This is a genomic window from Paenibacillus sp. Leaf72 (assembly GCF_001422685.1).
Taxonomy (GTDB): Bacteria; Bacillota; Bacilli; order Paenibacillales; family Paenibacillaceae; genus Pristimantibacillus.
Genome location: NZ_LMLV01000032.1, coordinates 142,557 through 158,826, shown reverse-complemented (window position 1 = coordinate 158,826; position 16,270 = coordinate 142,557). Strand labels below are relative to the sequence as shown.

Annotated in this window: 15 protein-coding genes; 2 read left to right on the top strand and 13 right to left on the bottom strand. The window is 45.6% G+C overall.

Annotated features, from left to right (window positions below):
* Positions 1-31: 31 nt before the first annotated feature.
* The 8 genes from ASF12_RS26115 to ASF12_RS34745 all read right to left on the bottom strand — a co-directional run bounded on the left by ASF12_RS26115 (position 32) and on the right by ASF12_RS34745 (position 7,295).
* Entirely contained in the window at positions 32-1,708 is a 1,677-nt protein-coding gene (locus ASF12_RS26115; protein ID WP_056041069.1) for an extracellular solute-binding protein, read from the bottom strand.
* A 139-nt stretch (positions 1,709-1,847) separates the two neighbouring features.
* Entirely contained in the window at positions 1,848-2,999 is a 1,152-nt protein-coding gene (locus ASF12_RS35125) for a response regulator transcription factor (RefSeq protein WP_056041067.1), read from the bottom strand.
* Entirely contained in the window at positions 2,992-4,734 is a 1,743-nt protein-coding gene (locus ASF12_RS26105; protein WP_235533297.1) for a sensor histidine kinase, read from the bottom strand. The genes ASF12_RS35125 and ASF12_RS26105 overlap by 8 nt, the downstream gene beginning before the upstream one ends.
* Positions 4,735-5,137: 403 nt before the next feature.
* Positions 5,138-5,848, bottom strand: a complete 711-nt coding sequence (locus tag ASF12_RS26100; RefSeq protein ID WP_056041065.1) for an S-layer homology domain-containing protein — start codon at positions 5,846-5,848, stop codon at positions 5,138-5,140.
* A 31-nt stretch (positions 5,849-5,879) separates the two neighbouring features.
* On the bottom strand, positions 5,880-6,473 hold the full coding sequence (locus ASF12_RS26095; protein ID WP_056041063.1) for a hypothetical protein: 594 nt from the start codon (positions 6,471-6,473) through the stop codon (positions 5,880-5,882).
* On the bottom strand, positions 6,470-6,601 hold the full coding sequence (locus tag ASF12_RS36695) for an AraC family transcriptional regulator (protein ID WP_081419060.1): 132 nt from the start codon (positions 6,599-6,601) through the stop codon (positions 6,470-6,472). Before ASF12_RS36695 ends, ASF12_RS26095 begins: the two co-directional genes overlap by 4 nt.
* On the bottom strand, positions 6,598-6,780 hold the full coding sequence (locus ASF12_RS34750) for a helix-turn-helix domain-containing protein (protein WP_155973471.1): 183 nt from the start codon (positions 6,778-6,780) through the stop codon (positions 6,598-6,600). The genes ASF12_RS36695 and ASF12_RS34750 overlap by 4 nt, the downstream gene beginning before the upstream one ends.
* Before the next feature lie 56 nt (positions 6,781-6,836).
* Positions 6,837-7,295: a hypothetical protein gene (locus ASF12_RS34745; RefSeq protein WP_155973469.1), complete on the bottom strand. Its 459-nt coding sequence runs from the start codon at positions 7,293-7,295 to the stop codon at positions 6,837-6,839.
* Between the two features lie 514 nt (positions 7,296-7,809).
* Between ASF12_RS34745 and ASF12_RS26080 the strand changes: the two genes are divergently transcribed.
* Positions 7,810-8,028, top strand: a complete 219-nt coding sequence (locus tag ASF12_RS26080) for a helix-turn-helix domain-containing protein (protein WP_081419059.1) — start codon at positions 7,810-7,812, stop codon at positions 8,026-8,028.
* A gap of 125 nt (positions 8,029-8,153) precedes the next feature.
* Complete coding sequence (locus tag ASF12_RS26075) at positions 8,154-8,513, top strand: winged helix-turn-helix transcriptional regulator (RefSeq protein ID WP_056041055.1); 360 nt, start codon at positions 8,154-8,156, stop codon at positions 8,511-8,513.
* Between the two features lie 114 nt (positions 8,514-8,627).
* Here ASF12_RS26075 and ASF12_RS26070 read toward each other — a convergent pair whose 3' ends face one another.
* The 5 genes from ASF12_RS26070 to ASF12_RS26050 form a co-directional block, all read right to left on the bottom strand.
* On the bottom strand, positions 8,628-9,803 hold the full coding sequence (locus ASF12_RS26070; RefSeq protein ID WP_056041054.1) for an MFS transporter: 1,176 nt from the start codon (positions 9,801-9,803) through the stop codon (positions 8,628-8,630).
* A gap of 331 nt (positions 9,804-10,134) precedes the next feature.
* Positions 10,135-12,783, bottom strand: a complete 2,649-nt coding sequence (locus ASF12_RS26065) for a glycosylhydrolase-like jelly roll fold domain-containing protein (RefSeq protein ID WP_056041053.1) — start codon at positions 12,781-12,783, stop codon at positions 10,135-10,137.
* A gap of 57 nt (positions 12,784-12,840) precedes the next feature.
* Positions 12,841-14,412: a hypothetical protein gene (locus tag ASF12_RS26060; protein ID WP_056041052.1), complete on the bottom strand. Its 1,572-nt coding sequence runs from the start codon at positions 14,410-14,412 to the stop codon at positions 12,841-12,843.
* A gap of 65 nt (positions 14,413-14,477) precedes the next feature.
* Positions 14,478-15,347 carry a carbohydrate ABC transporter permease gene (locus tag ASF12_RS26055; RefSeq protein ID WP_056041051.1) on the bottom strand — a complete coding sequence of 290 codons (870 nt, stop codon included), beginning with the start codon at positions 15,345-15,347 and terminating at the stop codon, positions 14,478-14,480.
* 2 nt (positions 15,348-15,349) lie between these two features.
* The gene (locus ASF12_RS26050) at positions 15,350-16,255 is read right to left on the bottom strand and encodes an ABC transporter permease (RefSeq protein ID WP_056041050.1); all 906 of its coding nucleotides are present in this window, start codon (positions 16,253-16,255) and stop codon (positions 15,350-15,352) included.
* Positions 16,256-16,270 lie beyond the last annotated feature (15 nt).

Genomic DNA, 16,270 nt, shown 5'->3' with positions numbered 1-16,270 from the left:
CAGCGCCACGCTGGGAACATTCATGCTGAGCTTATCGGTTCAATTCATTTACTTCCCGAGTAATCTGTTCCCCGCCTTGCTTGATCCACTCCTCAGTAAACTGGTCAAAGGCATCCAGCGGAGCTGCGCCGAGAATAATCTTCAGAAAGGTCTCCTCTTCAAGCCGCTGAAGCTTTGGCCACCTGCTTTCCATGGTTTTGGTTTGGGCATAGGTGGCACTGAATATTCCATTAATCTCGTTGTCTACCAGCGGCGAACCGCCCACCATCAAGGAGTAGCCGCGTATCCACATCGCCCTGTTTTTATCAGGAGCCCAATACTTGATATCGTATTTGTCATAAGGTCCCAATTTGACTGGGCCAATATTCCGGATATCCGATAGCAGCATTTTGTATTCGGGCTTATCCAAGAAATCCTCAGCGGTGCTGGTTCCCGCCAACACCTGCCGGAGCGCCTTCACTTCATATTCGGTCTCATCGGTCGGCGCATAAGTTAATCGTAAAGGATATTCTGTCGGGCCCCTTTCGGTTGTGAAGGTTCCCTCGCTTTCCCCAAGAACCAGATTGTTAAGAATTAACATTGCGGCTTCCGGATGCTCATATCCTTTACGGACCACGACAAATTGACTTGTGGATGTACTCATGTGAGGACGATATTCGCCATTCCGGTTCAGCGGGAGCGCATAGGCCTGCCAATTGGCCTCGGGATTGCTCCTGACTGCATCGTCTATAGGTCCATAAGGTGCCCACCACGGCGCAAAGAACATCCCCGTCTTTCCGTTCATAATGGATTCTCCCGGATCTTCTCGCACCCCCATTTCAGGATCAATGAGTCCTGCCAAATACATTTCTCTTAATTTCCCCAAAGCTTCCTTGGTTCCCGGCTGGACTGAGCCATATACCACCTTGCCGCTATCCTCCAGCCAATAGCCCGGATAGGCATCATAGGCGGCAAAGATTCCGTCAAAGCCATATAAATTGTTGGTTGAATGAAGAAAATTCGCATACAGCCTGCCCGTCAAGCTTGGTCCAGCCAATCCTATCGTATCCCGCTCGTTGTTGCCGTCCGGATCCTGTTCCACAAAGGCTTGCGCAGCCGCTTCCAGCTCTTCCATCGTTTGGGGCGGCTCCATATGCAGCTTGTCCAGCCAATCCTTGCGGATCCATAAGAGATGGACTCCATCCGCACGCAGCTGTACATTGGGGAGTGCGAGAATTTTTCCGTTAAACGTTACGCTGTTAAGCGCTTCTCCATCTGTGCTGTCCACAATCCTCTTGATTACCGGAGAAGCATACGTATGATACACTTCGGTCAGATCCATGAGCTGATCGGCCTCAATCATTTCTTTTAACTCAACAGGACCTACAACCATCGCATCCGGCAAATCACCGCTGGCAATAGCCAGGCTTACTTTCTGGTTATAATTCGCCGGCGACGCTTTGAAAGAATAGTCGACGATAATATTCAAATTATTTTTGATATTTCGGGTATATTGATTATCGACAAGGGTTTCGCCCTCCAGCAGTGACTTAGTAGACTCGACGGTCGTACCAATTCTAATGGTAACGGGGCTCTCATATTTTCCGGATGAATCGGGAAGCAGCCTGGCATTTTGATCGGTATCTGGATTGGAGCTCTTGGAGCTGCTGCACGCGCTTATAAACAGTATGATGACGATCAAAGCAATCATCCTATGTCTTCTGTTCATCTTACCTTCCCTTCCTTCAGTAAGATTGCCTTGTTACCTGAGTATACAGGATAGAAACCGCCTTCGTGGCAGAAAGCGGCTTTCAGTTTGGGTAGAGATATGGAGGAAGTTAGAGCCGCGTTAGTCGACATTTGTCCCCCTAAACATCGGACATTTGTACCCCGGATTGGGCGGATTGCCGGTACTCACTGGGGAGCATGCCTGTTTTTTCATAAAACACCCGGCTGAAGTATTTCTGATCCGTATATCCGGTATGCTCGGAAATCCATTGCATGTTTTTTTGCGTATACTGCAGGTATTCCTTGGCCTTGTCCATCCGGATAGAACGTAAATACTCATTGAAGGTCATACCGACCATGTCCTTAAAGCACTGGCTGAAATAGCTGCGGCTCATATTCACTCTTTTGGCCATTTCGGAAGCAATGACCGGATCCGCTAATTCCTCATGCATGGCCTGCACCGCTTTCGCAATGCATTCCTTGACCTCCTCCGAATATTGGGGCTTGCCAATGGCAGCAGCCAGGGATGCTCTCGCCTTACGCAGACATTCCTCCACTTCAAACCATGCACCGAAGGCTTCCGGCAGCTCGATTTGCTGCTTGGTTACCGAGGCGTAGATCCGGTTCCATCCCAGCAATAATGCATGCAGGAACGCGGTCAGTCTTGCAGGCGGCAAAGCTGCCCTTTTCAAATTCTCCAGAAATTCGTCAAACTCGGATGCTTTGTGAACCCAGACCAAGGCGAGCCCCTGCTTCTTCAGATCAGCGAGCAAATTTTCATTATTTGGCGTGGGCAAAAATGATTTATCCTGGCTTGCGTCATCCAGTTTTTGACCGGGAACGGCATCATAGAAGCGGTTATTTGTTAGCTGCACCTCATCGGTTATGACCAGAGCAGCATTCTTCGTCTTCTCTTCCAGTATTCGTCCTCTGATTCTGCCCATTACCTCATCATAGCTGTCCGTTTCCAGTTCAACCTTTGCGATATAATCAATAGCCCCCAGTCTTAGGCAATCCTGAATATATTCAAAGTCCTGGTGGAGCGTCAGCACAACTATAGAGATGTGGGGATATTGCTTCCGGACGGCCCGCATCAGCTCCATACCTGACATGACAGGCATTGCCAGATCAGTGAGCAATAAATCGACCTTCTGCGCAGCGAGAAATTCCAGAGCCTTTTCACCATTCTTCGCTTCTCCCACCACTTCCATACTGTATTCCTTCCAAGGAAGCATGGATCTCAATCCTTTGCGCACCAGGTTGTCGTCATCCACAATTAAGACTTTAATCATTCGGCAGAACCTCCATGCTCGGTAATTTCAGAAAGACGGTCGTTCCTTTGCCCAATTCACTTTGGATCTCAAGACTGGCCAGACCGCCATATTGGTTCTCAATCATTCGTTTGACATAGCTCATTCCAATCCCCATCCCGGCCTTCTGCTGTTCAACCTGCTTCTGATGGAGCAGCTTCGCGATCTCCTCTTCCGAAATGCCTGCGCCATTATCATAGACAGTTATTATAATTTGTCCTTCGTCCTTCCCCACCTCCACTTGAATATATCCCTCATCATGAAGTCCGTGGTAAAGGGAATTCTCAAGAATCGGCTGTAAAATAAACCGTGGAATCGCTATATCCAACACATCGTCATCCACATGGATCCGCACATCAAAGGCGAAATCATACCGGATCTGCTGGAGCGTTAAGTATTGCCTGATGGAGTCGATCTCTTCACGGATAGTGGAGACTTGTCCTCTTTTGCCCAGATTGTAATACAGCAGCTTATTGAGCGAGACCACCAGCCTGTCGATGTCCTTCTGTCCGTTCATCACGGCCAGCCAGTGGACCGTATCCAGCGTATTCATCAGAAAATGCGGGTTGATCTGGTACAGCAGCTTCTCCACCTCAAGGTCGGCTCTCCCTTTCTCTTTGACCTCCACCTCCTGGATCAGCTCAGAAATCTGGTTTTTCATATTTTGCAGCTGCTTGAGCAGAAAATCAAACTCTGGAATCTTGATACGCGGTACTTCGGCAAGAGCTGTGCTCCGCTGCGTAATGGATTTGATCTGATGATTGAACTGCTGCAGCGGAATGTATACCATCTTCCACAGGAACCAGGCAATCAGCAAGCTGACGGCAAGAAACAATAAGAACAAATAGATCATTTGGATGACCCAGCGATTTTTCTCCTTGTTATATTCGTCTTTGGGAATGAGCGATACTACGCTCCACCCCTGGTTGCTGGTGCTTTCAAACCAATAATACCCGTTCAGCAGACCGGATCCATTATTGCCCCTGCTGTCATTAAAGTAATGGTTCATAGCAAAGTCAGCAGGCACATCGCTGTACGCAATCCTCTTGTCGTTATCCAAAATCAGATAATAGGAGGCATCCTCCAGTTTATTTTCAAAAATAGACGGGGTCATTTTGAAGCCTGACTCGACGTACACATACATATCATCAGGATCTCCGGGCAAATCCACCTTGCGGAGCGCCGAGATCACATATTCGTCATTATAGCGCTCATTGCTGATATGAGGCCCAAAATAAGAAATTCTAAAGTACTCAGCAAGCAGTGGCAAACCATTTATTTCATAATCCTCTTTTACGATAGTACTGTTGAACATGTAGGTGCCTTTAGCTTGGGAATAATACATCATGAGGCCAATGGTCGGGTTGGTAAAAGAGATCAGATTAAGCTCCGTATTAATCTCTTCCGTCAGCACAGCTCTTTCAAATTGATTATCGGAGGAGAGGAGCGAATCTACTTTTTTGCCAATGCTGCCCTGCAGCGCAAGCTGCTGGGAGACGTGATTCAAGTTGCTGATGGTTTTTTCCAAAGAGAGTTCTGCCTGCTTCAGATTACTGCGCACACTGCTCTCCAAATTGCCCGACAGAATCGAAGACATCGTATGATAAGACAGCAGCGCGACACAAATAAAAGGAACAAGGGTGCCGCTTGCAAAAATAAACATGATCCTCTTCTTCATCGTCGCCTGCTGAATATAATTCACAATCAGCTTAAACATTCCTCCCACGGACATGCCCCCTTCTTGCCACATTTACCTCCACCTATTATCGCACCTATCATTCGACAAATTAAAGGGCCATACCTGCAAGCGTTCATATGAAGTGATGCTGAATTCTTATTAACATTAATTCAAAAAACAAAAAAGCTGCCCCTAGGATGACCATCCTCATTAAATAGCAAAGTACCCCCTAACATAGAAGAGTTCCCTTGCTGGTTTTTATTATCCTCATATAGTCAAAAGAGTTCATGAAATAGAAATCAAATTATGCAACTGTTGAAATGTTAAGGTGTGCATAAAAAAACAGACCCTTTGAAGAGTCTGTTTAAGCTGGGTTTACCTTTTTCTTCCCAAGTTATGAAATTACCAGTGCAATCGGAGGAACAAAATGCAAAAAAACCTCCTACAGCTTATTAAAGATTCTGTACATAATGACAGCAGCTTCTGCTCTGGTCGCGTAGGCTTTAGGATTAAGGGTATTTCCGCTGCCGCTGACAATCCTCTCCTTCACTATAGCGGCAACATCCTCCACTGCATATGCCGCCAGCTCCGATCTGTCACCGAATTTCTGGATATCCGCGGCGCTGCCTTGTGGTATAACCACTTCAAAAATCTGAAGTGCCCTTCTGCTAAAAACCATCAGATCCTGACGGGAGATTTGTTCATTTGGATTAAAGACGTCGTTCCCTGCTCCGTTGCTGATACCCAGCTTCTTGGCAATCCCCAGTGCTTCAAAGTAGTAGTCCGATGGGCTGACATCACTAAAGTTGTCGCTGAAGTCGGCTGTAATTCCTAATGTTCTTACCAGAATAACCAGGAAATCAGCTCTTGTAATGTTAGTCCCCGGATAGAAAGACGTTTCTGAAATCCCGTTTATAATGCCCTTGGAAGCCAAAATTTCAATCGGTTTCTGAGCCCAAGGAAATATAGACGCATCATTAAAAGTCTTAAATACATAAGAAACGGCAAACTTGCTAAAGTGAGGCGTACTAAAGGTTACCATACCCGTTGCTGAGTTGTATTTAGTGTTTGATACCTTTGTGGCCTTCCCTGCCTGGTCAATATACCAGATTACAAGATACTCGTTATTCTTTTGCTCATCCTGGTTTGGCACGTAGGGAAGGGATACTTTGACCGGTGCATTTTTATTTTGCTTTACCGTCTACGTTTATGGTCAATTCAATGATTGGTTTGTCTCCAACACTTTCTCTCAATGACGGATCCTCAATAGCTGTCTTGTCTGCCGATTCGATAAGAACGGAAATGCTGGAGCTGCCTTCTGTGAGATAGGCTTCAAAAATATTACCGGGCAATTCAACGGTTCCTATAGGTGTAATCAATTTAATAAGCTGTTTTTTGTCTCCCTGAGTAAACACACTGGACGGTAATACCGGTTCATACGCCTTGGCACCCTCCACTTGGAGTAAGATGATATCTGCTGTCTTGACACCAGTACTGTCGGGTGCCGCATTGGAAAAAGCAGTATTGATGGCTGCTGCCGTGACCTCTGCTTTCGCTATAGCCGTTGTACTATCAAGCGTTGCAGTTAGCGTTATTGAAGAACCGCTTGCTGCTGGTGCCGGTTTCAGTGTTGCTGTTGCAGTCTGAGCCGACGTTGGCATCGGTGTCGCTGTTGGCGTGGATGTTGGTATCGGCGTCGGTGTGGATACTGTATCTCCGACATTTAACACCAATTCCACAGTCTTTGCACTTCCATTCAATTCACAGATGAACTTCATTCTTGGGCTCCGTTCATCATATTCTTCCGGTATTGGCCTGGTGTAATTTGATAGGTCTTCTTATAGCTCCGGATAAAAGAACTAATATTCTTGTATTTTATTTTCTCGCTGATTTCCGATATTTTCATATCGTCGTTTCAAGCATCACTTTGGCTATTTTCATTCGGTAGTCAGTCAAATAATCACTAAAGGATATACCGATTTCCCGTTTAAAGATGCGGCTTAAGTAAACCGGATGATAATTTAAAATCTTCGAGTACAATTCCAGCGTAATCTCCTGATCATACTGCTCATGAATCATATTCATTAGTCTGTCTGCAATTTTCACGTATTGAATCTTAGAGTTGTCAGACAGCAACTTAATTATGGGACCAAACAATTTAGATTCGAACCAATGAATGATCTCCTCCCGTGTCTGCAGTTGAAATATTTTCCCCATGTCACCTTCCCCCCCAATACTTGCTTGATTGACATACCCTGCTCTTGTACGATTTGCAGAAGTCTGGAGGCTAATTGCAGGAGCAACGTTTGATGTTCATACAAAGTACGATCCTTATAAACCAAGGTGTCCAAATATTGCCCCAGCAAATCGGATGCACTATCGGACTGCATTTCTTTAATTGCGTATATTACTCTCTCCTCCAGTATCTTTAAATGGGAATATTCATAATGATCGTTAGCTGAATGATTCCCGATATCGCCATAATGAATAATAATTTCCGGACCAAGACTGATCCGCACCTTCAAAGCGTTTAAGCTTTCCCCATACGCAATAACGGTATCTGTAAGTTGTACATAAGGATTACTGATTCCAATGGCCACTGCATATTCATTTCCTTGACTTTTCCCTCCATATCCCCGGAAGCAATAGAATAGGAAGCAAAGCCGATTATTATAGTAGGCAGAATCCCCAACACAAGACTATATGCGAGCAGTTTCAGCAAGTATTTGCTCAACTTTATTCCTCCTGTACATCCATCTTTAAGGCGCTGATTATCTTCAGACAATCTATATCATCCCAGTTAACGGAATTTCGCACAATATACTTTATGTAACTTCTTTAATATTTTACTGTTTGTTTAAGGATCATACAGCTCTTTTTCCTGTACTTCACAAGCAGTCCCCACCTTATAAAGATGAGGACTGCTTGAATCATTATCGATAATAATACTGCTTCGTTTGGGATGCTTCAGACATTCAGCTCATAGATCTTCCATAGACGGTCTTCCTCCGAATCAGAAAGAACCTACGGAAAGACCTGTTGAAAAGTTAAGTGAGGAGGATTATAAAAAAAGTCCTGATACATCAAGGTTTTCTTGATCATCAGGACTGATTTCTGAACAGCACCCGGATCGAAGAGGCCTGCAAGCTGTTGAAAAGCTCAGATTTTTCGATCCTTTCGATCTCCGAGCAGGTCGGCTTTCATTCCATCTCCAGCTTCAATCGCTGCTTCTCCAAGCTTATGGGAGCATCTCCAAAAGAATGGCGCAAAGGGGCGAAATCCGAAGCACAATCAGCAAAGGCGTCGATATTGGAATTTACGGGGTGGGTTTGAGGGGCTGGTAGCAGGGCCGGGCAGCATGTGGTAAGCAGCATGATCCTTTCAATAAGATTGCATAATGATGTATTATTAAGTATGCATATTTATATCATATACTTACCAAAAGGAGAGTGTAGCTTGTGAGCGAAACCTATATTCCAACTGGCGTGAAACTAAAAGAAACTGGCTTTGGATACACGTTGTCCTTAATAGGCGGTAAATATAAAATGATCATTATGTATTGGCTGTCTGAAAATAAGGTAATGCGGTTTAATGAGCTGAAACGATCTATCGGTACCATTTCCTTTAAAACGCAAAGCATCATGTTAAAAGAGCTGGAGGCAGATGGGCTTATCATACGCAAGGAATATCCCCAAATACCTCCAAAAGTTGAATATTCATTATCTGAAAGTGGTCTTTCTCTCATTCCATTGTTAAATATGATGTGCGAGTGGGGAGAGAAAAACAGTTCGCCAGCTCTGGAGGCTGTACAGCGGTAGGCATAGTTGTTTTGTATATATGACAAAGAAGTATCTCCTGAACAGGGAAATACTTCTTTTTTATAGCAGTCTTGCAGTTGGTTAAGCACCCCTCTTTTAGATATTAGTTTTTTTCTATATCTTTCTAAGTTCTGATGGAGTTTTAGAGCGGGTTACTCTTAAATATACCATAACGGTTGTTGCAGCGATGGCAATAACTGCAGCTCCAATCCAACTAATCAAAGCTAAGGAAGCTTGTTCCACGACAACGCCTCCAATTCCTGCACCAGCACCCATAGCAAGCTGTAAAACTGAAGTATTCATACTCACCATAATGCCTGAAGCAGCCGGAGCAAGCGTCATTAAGTGATATTGCTGAGTTGGACTTGTTGACCAAGCGGAGAGAGCCCAAAATATGAGTACAAGGAAAGCGATAGCAGGCCATTGGCCTGATAATGACAGTAGAACTAAGGCTACTGCATGCAGTACCATACTGACAAATAAAGTACGAGGGAATCCCCATTTATCTGTACTATAGCCGCCAAACTTTGAGCCGAATAAGCTGGCAATCCCGAAAGCGAATAAAGCAATGATGACTGTTTTACTGTTCATCCCTGTAACCGACAGCAGGAAGGGAGAAATGTAGGTGTAGACAATAGAATAACCAGAAATCCATAAGAAAGTGATCATTAGGGCTGCCATTATTTTCGGTTGCTTAATTAAAGCAAGCTGTTTGCGCAAGGGAACCGATTCATCGCCATTTGAGCGTGGGATGACTAAGAGTATAACGATTATCGCAAGAATACTAAGTGCACCGATTCCCCCGAAGATTAATCTCCAATCATAAACGGAAGCAATAACTCTGCCTAGCGGAACACCGATAATCAACGAGGTGCTAAAGCCCATAAGGAGCGTTGCAATTGCACTTCCTTGTTTATCAGGTGGAGTCATCTTGGTAGCGACAGTAAAGGAGGTTACAACGAATACTCCCATGCTTAGTGCAAGAATAACGCGTGAGACTATAAGAAATCCAAAGCCAGGTAAAACCACGGCGATAATATTTCCAATCACAAATACGCCAAGTGAATAAACTAAAAGCTTGCGCTGCTCCATTCGTGCTGTAAATGCGATAAGGAAAGGTGTTCCAAAAGCATAGGCGAGTGAAAAAATAGTAATGAGCTGACCAGCAGCAGCGACGGAGACATTAACGTCTCTTGCAACTGTGTCGAGAATCCCTGCTATGATATACTCGGATGTTCCAACCAAAAAGCTAACAGCAGCTAATAAATAAATTTTCCAGACATTTGACATAAAATTATCCCTCTTTCTTAATTTCAATATTTCCAGGCGTATAGAAATTATTTATTTCATGCTCTGAGTATAAAGATTGCACTATAAATATGTAAGTACGCACTTTTAGTACAGGTACTGTGTTAAAGGTTAGTGTCACCCTGAGCATATACACTAAATTAAGTTAACACCGTACCGGCATAACGATTGCTGAATCCATACTTTATGAATCTCAAAACCAATGAAAAGGGACCCCGGTTCAAAATTGATTTATTCGCGACAAAAAAGCAGAAGCCGCCTGTTATGCCAGGCAACTCCTGCTGCAAAAATATGGATTCCTTCATTAAATAAGTTAATCTTCTGACACATTCACCCGTACAGGCCCCATTAGCCCGCTCGGTTCCTGCTGGGAGAAAGCCGACAAGTAGTCGCGCTGGTCCTTCACGAGCGTATTCGTAACTTCAATGACAAGCTTATTTTTCCCTTTTTTCAGCAGACCGCCGATTTCTAGCTGGTAGGGTGGACATATACGCACGCCAGCTTGCTCTCCGTTTACCCATACTTCTGCCGTTTCATAGACTTCCCCAAGATTTAATAAGGCTTGATTCCAATGCTGCGTACATTCAAACTCCGTTTCATAACGAAAGGTGCCGGAAAATCGCGGTAAATAATCTGGCTTGCTCATGTTTGTTAAAGCCGTCATTCTCCCCCATTCATTGAACGAAGGATAGTGCTCAGCATCAGCGGTGGAAATCGTCCATTCACCTGCTATATCCATTCCTGTTACGGTCCGCTGCTCTGGAAGCACGGTGAAGTCTCCAAGATCAGCCCCATGGAGAAGAACAATCGATTCATAGGGATGAAGCTCCAGCTGCACCGCTCCAGTCTCCCTGTTTGCCTTGCATTTGGTCAACCGATTCAGAAAAGCATCATAGGCATATATTTCGCCTTGGACAGGCAAAACGATTTCTGTATGAATGCTTTGATGCGGGTGCTCGTTAAAAAACATGAATACAGCCATTTTTTCATGAACATAATGATAATTCCGTAGATATGGCTCGTAATTAGCAGCTTTCATATCGTAATATCCATCAGCCATTAATTGTTGGGCTAGTTGGTCTAATGCGACAAGCTTTACGTTCCGATGATGAGCAAGACTGTTTAGCTCGGCAGACACGTCACTGCCTTCGCTCGAACGTGCAGGCCAGCCATCAATAAAGCGGACGGCAACACCTTGATCGGCGAACTGGACCAAACTTCGGAGCATTGCTGCTGGCAGCGCCTCTGCATAAGGAACGATAAGGCAACGATAATCTTCTTGATTAATCAGCAGCCTGCTATCCTTTACACTCGCCGCTGCCATCAGAATATCAACGGGAACAACATCACAGTCGATCTGATTTTGCATCAATTGCTTGACTGGCCTATGAAAATACATCGCCTCCCCCGACCATTCGGCTTCCGCATGATAAACGACTGCTGCGGTCGCCACATGCCGCCCGCCTGAAATCAGGTGACTTATCCGATTCATATAATGATTCAGATGCTTATAATAGCGGTATTGCGGATTTTTCCCGCCTGCATACAGATGCGGCGGGCAATCTGGATCCGGAAACGTTTTTTGACTGAATGCATGTGGAACAAAATAATTGACGCCACGAACGAGCATATGGTCAGTGAGCCATTTCATCAGCTTTAGCCCTTCTGCCCATCCATAGGCTCCATACAATTCGCACATCGTCCGGCCCTTTTTTTTCGGATCGATATGCCCCAGCGACACACCTAGCTTTGCAAGGCCATAGTGGAAAAATTCACTGTCTGTTTCCCCTGCTGGCCAGCGAAAAGACATTTCATCGAAGCCTGGAACGATCTGCCACAGCACTACATCGAGACCCGACATGTCCTGTCCCCAAAGCGAGCGGAAGAAGTGGCCTGCACCGGAGCCAAGCCTTGCATGAACGTTATTATCTTCCAGCACATGTCCAATGTATTCTACCCCGTGGGCTCTGCACCACTCGCCGATCTGGCTGCAGAAGCTTTCCCCGTAAAGCTTGCTGACGATATTCATATAAGCATACCGAACCATGCTCGACTTTTCCCCCGCCTCATGCCAGAGGAGATGCAGCTGCTTACGGTAATCCTCCCCCAACGCCTGTTCAAGCAGGGCCGGCATTTCATCGCTCCAAGGCAGGGAAACGCCTTGTTTTCCCAGCTTCGAATTGAAATCAAAGGTCGTCTTATCGTTGTAGAACCCGGGTTCATCTGAAAAAAATCCAGCAAAGGTATTTCCAAAATCTGCGTGATACCTATTGTAAAAAGCCTCATAAACCGTATCAAGCAAAATACGAACCGAATTCCGAACGAGCGGGTTTAGATAATCCTCCTGCGCCTTGCTGCCGCCATCCTTGTTTTCTGAAACGATGAATACCCGCCAATAGCCTTCAGGAATATCCCAGTACAGAATGCCGTCATGCACTAGCTCAGTTAAGTCTATGCATTCACTGGTTAACGTTTCATTGGTTGATGCTCGACGCACAGCGACTACGGAAATGAGCTTGTTTTTGCCGGTCGCGTATTGGCTCTGCGAAATGGTGGGCCGAAGTCCGCTCATCAGTAATGTATCCAGCAGCAGAGAGGTGCCTTTGGCAGGACCGATGGTATCGATAAAACGTTCACCCAGGAACTTGCGATGAAGCTCCTCTGGAGCCTCCTTCACTTTGCCTGCCGCATGTCCGGTTGGAAAATGGTCGTCATCGAGCATCCACACCTTCATGTCGCGCTTTCGAGCTTCATCCATAATGATGTCCATGTCCGCCCACCACTTCGGCCCAAGGAAATCCGGATGAGGCCGTGCCTCTACACAAACAGCACCGATTCCAGCCTCATGAATACGTGCCATCTCTTCGCGAATCGCTTGCTCCTCCTCGCCATGCTGCCAGAGAAAGGGAAGGATATAATTATGTTCTCGACCCTCAAGCACTTCCTTCAAAAGATTGCTCATCCTAGCCTCCCTCCTGATTCAAAGCCTTTATCTTTAGTGGATTAATTTTTTACTGGATTACTTCTTTACTTTGGCATACCAGTCTCTGGCACGCTTCGTCACTTCTTCTCCACCCGACTTATTCCACTTGTCTACGAATTCATCGAATTTGCTGATTGGGTATTGTCCAAGTATAATTTTGGCTGCATATTCCACGAACAGCGTCCGATTGTTAATATCCGGATAGCCCTCGTATACACTGGCAGACATACCATCGCCGGCGATGACCTTGGCATATTTTTGAGCTTCCTGCATATTGCTAGTCACCTGATCGACGATCCACTTACTCTCTTCCGATGCGGTGCTTTCAAAAAGATCAATGGTAAAGTCAAGTGTCGACGAGCTTGAATATGGATTAAGAACTAGATTTTCCTGCGTACTCTTATCGTCCGGAAGCTTGACGGCTTTGCCGTCCTTCATTGTATAGTGCATGCCTTCCACACCGAGGTATAGCGCTTTAAAATTATTTTTGTCATACATATTGTTCAGCAGCTTTAAGGTAGCCATCAGTTTCTCTTCATCTTTATTGTTCTTCACGACCCATTGCGGGGGAGCAAATCTTTTCCCGGTGTAAAAGCCCTCATAACCTTCAACTTTAGGTACAGGGAGCACGGAAAATTCTGCTTTCACACCCGTATTTTTTTGCAGGTTTTCCAAATTGAGATTGAGCTGCTCCACCCAGTGGAAGTAGTTCCCGGCCTTATTGGACGTAATTTTCCCATCCCACTTTGCCTTGTCGTTCAGAAGCGTCTCCTTATCCAATAATCCGTCCTTATACAGCTTGGCGATGAACTCTAAAGCGGCTTTCATATTCGGTGTTACGGCTGAATAAGTAAGCTCGCCATCGTACAGATCCCACTCCGGGTACCCTTCAAACATGGCCACACCGTACATCGCGAACAAGTGGTCCATCCAGCGAGCATCTTGACGGCCGCCAGTTGGAATCTCATCCTTCTGACCGTTGCCGTTAGGGTCCTGATCCCGGAACGCCTCAAGTACTTTGACGTACTCGTCTTGCGTTGTTGGCATCGGCAGGTTCAGCTTGTCGAGCCAATCCTGACGAATCATCCCCGCATATCTTCCGTAGTCGACCGAGCCAGGGATGTAATAGATTTTCCCCTGACCGGTTGGATCATTAGCCTTGACAACATCCCACATTTCAGTAGGTATCGTTTCCCAAAGATTCGGGGCATATTTCGGCAATAGCTCTGTCAGGTCGGCAATTGCGCCATTTTTGGCCAAGCTGTCTTCCATGCCCTGTTGGGGAGTAAACAAATCTGGCATTTCGTTCGCCGCAATCTTCAAGTTCAGCTGATTCAGGTAATTCGTTCCACCGTTCCATTCCACATAAGGATGGATGACGCCTACGCCAAGCTTTTCCTTATAAAATTCATACAGCTGGCTGCCTTTGGTGATCGGCTTGTAACCGATGTTGGTGCCCCATACTTCAATATCGACTACCCCATCTGTACTGCTCGTTTGACTCTGGGCAGCATCATTCGAAGTGTTCGTGTTGCCGCCGCAGCCGTTTATAACCGTAACAGCCAAAATTCCCGCCGCTATCGTTAATCCCATTTTTTTAACGTTCATTTGTTTTCCCCCATATCTTTCCGTAATATGTTTAAGGCTGTTCGCCTAAAAACCTAAAAGGATGACTAGCCTTTTACCGAACCGATCATTGCCCCTTTAACAAAATACTTCTGTAAGAAAGGATACACCATAATGATCGGAAGGATAGCGAAGATAACCGTGGCCGCTCTTAAGGTTCGCTCGTTGTAGTTCAGATCAACCGTTGATGCAGCGCCCGCCATAATGACGTTATCGTCTGTAATAAACTGCCGAATCTTGATTTGCAGCGGAAACCAGTCGGTATTTTGCAGGAAAAGGAGCGGATGCTGGAACTGATTCCACAACACCACGCCGTAGAACAAAGCCAGTGTCGCAAGGACTGCTTTGGACAGTGGAAGCACCAATTGAAACAGCATCCGGAAATACCCACAGCCTTCAAGCAAGGCCGCTTCCTCCAGCTCCTTCGAAAATTGTTTAAAAAACGTTCTCATGATAATCAAATTAAAAGGATTCAGAATATGCGGTATGATGAGCACCAACGGATTATCATAAAGTCCTATGCCGCGAATCGTCAGGAAGTAAGGTACGATAGGGGCTTTGAAGATCATGGCGATTACGACGCTGATCATGATTACGGGCCCCCAGCGGAACTCCGACTTCGAAAGCGGGTAAGCAAGCAGCGCGGTCATCAGCAGCGCCAAAACCGTTCCAATCAACGTCGTGACCAGAGTTAGAAAAAACGATTTCCATAAGTCAGGACGATCGATAATATAACTCCACGAGTCGAAGGTAAACTGCTTCGGCCATAAGGTGACCAAATTCATATCCACAGCGTTTTTGGAGCTAAGCGAGGTAGATATGACAGACAACAGCGGGATGAGAGCTATGACGGACAGGAGGATGAGAACGATCGTAATGCCTGATACAAATATTTTTTCGCTTCTCGATTCGAACATGTCTACCAGAGCCCCCCATCCGATACTTTCTTCGACATTCGATTGAATATATACACCAGTATCAGTCCAATAATCGACTGGAATAATCCAACCGCCGTAGCGAAGCTGTACTGCGCTTGCTGAATGCCGGTCCGGAACACGTACGTATCCAGAATATCTCCTACGTTGTAGGTCATCGGGGTGATTAGATTATAGACCTGATCAAAGCCAAGATCCAAAAAGTTGCCGATTTCAAGCAGGAACAGTACCAGTACGGTAGGCAGCAGCAGCGGGAATGTAATATGGCGAATTTGTCGGAATTTGGACGCCCCATCCATCATCGCGGATTCGTACAGTTGAGGGTCAATCGCACTGATCGCCGCTATATACACAACGGTTCCCCAGCCAGCATCCCTCCACATGGATGAAAGCACGTAAATGGGCCGGAAGTATTCGCTTTCCTGCATCGCCAGCAGAGGTTCAAAGCCGAACCAGCCGATAACGATGTTAAACAATCCGCTTAATGAAAAAAAATCGAAAACGATACCGGCAACGATAACCCAAGATAAAAAATGCGGAATATACAAAGCGGTCTGTATTCCTTTCTTGAGCGCCGATTTTCGAATTTCATTGATCATCAGCGCCAGAAGAACCGGCACCGGGAAAACCAGTGTGAGCTTGAGAAAACCTAATATCAGCGTGTTTCCGAACACTCGGGCAAAGTCAGGATGCTCCAGCAAAGTCTCAAAGTGCTTGAAGCCTACCCAAGGACTATCCATCAGCCCTTGAAACACCGAATAGTCCTTGAAGGCGATTACAGCACCAGCCAGTGGAATATATTTAAATATAATGAGAAAAACGATTCCCGGAATCGCCATCACATACAACGGCCAATACACCTTCATTCGATAAAATGCAACTTCTTTCAACTGATCACCCCCAAT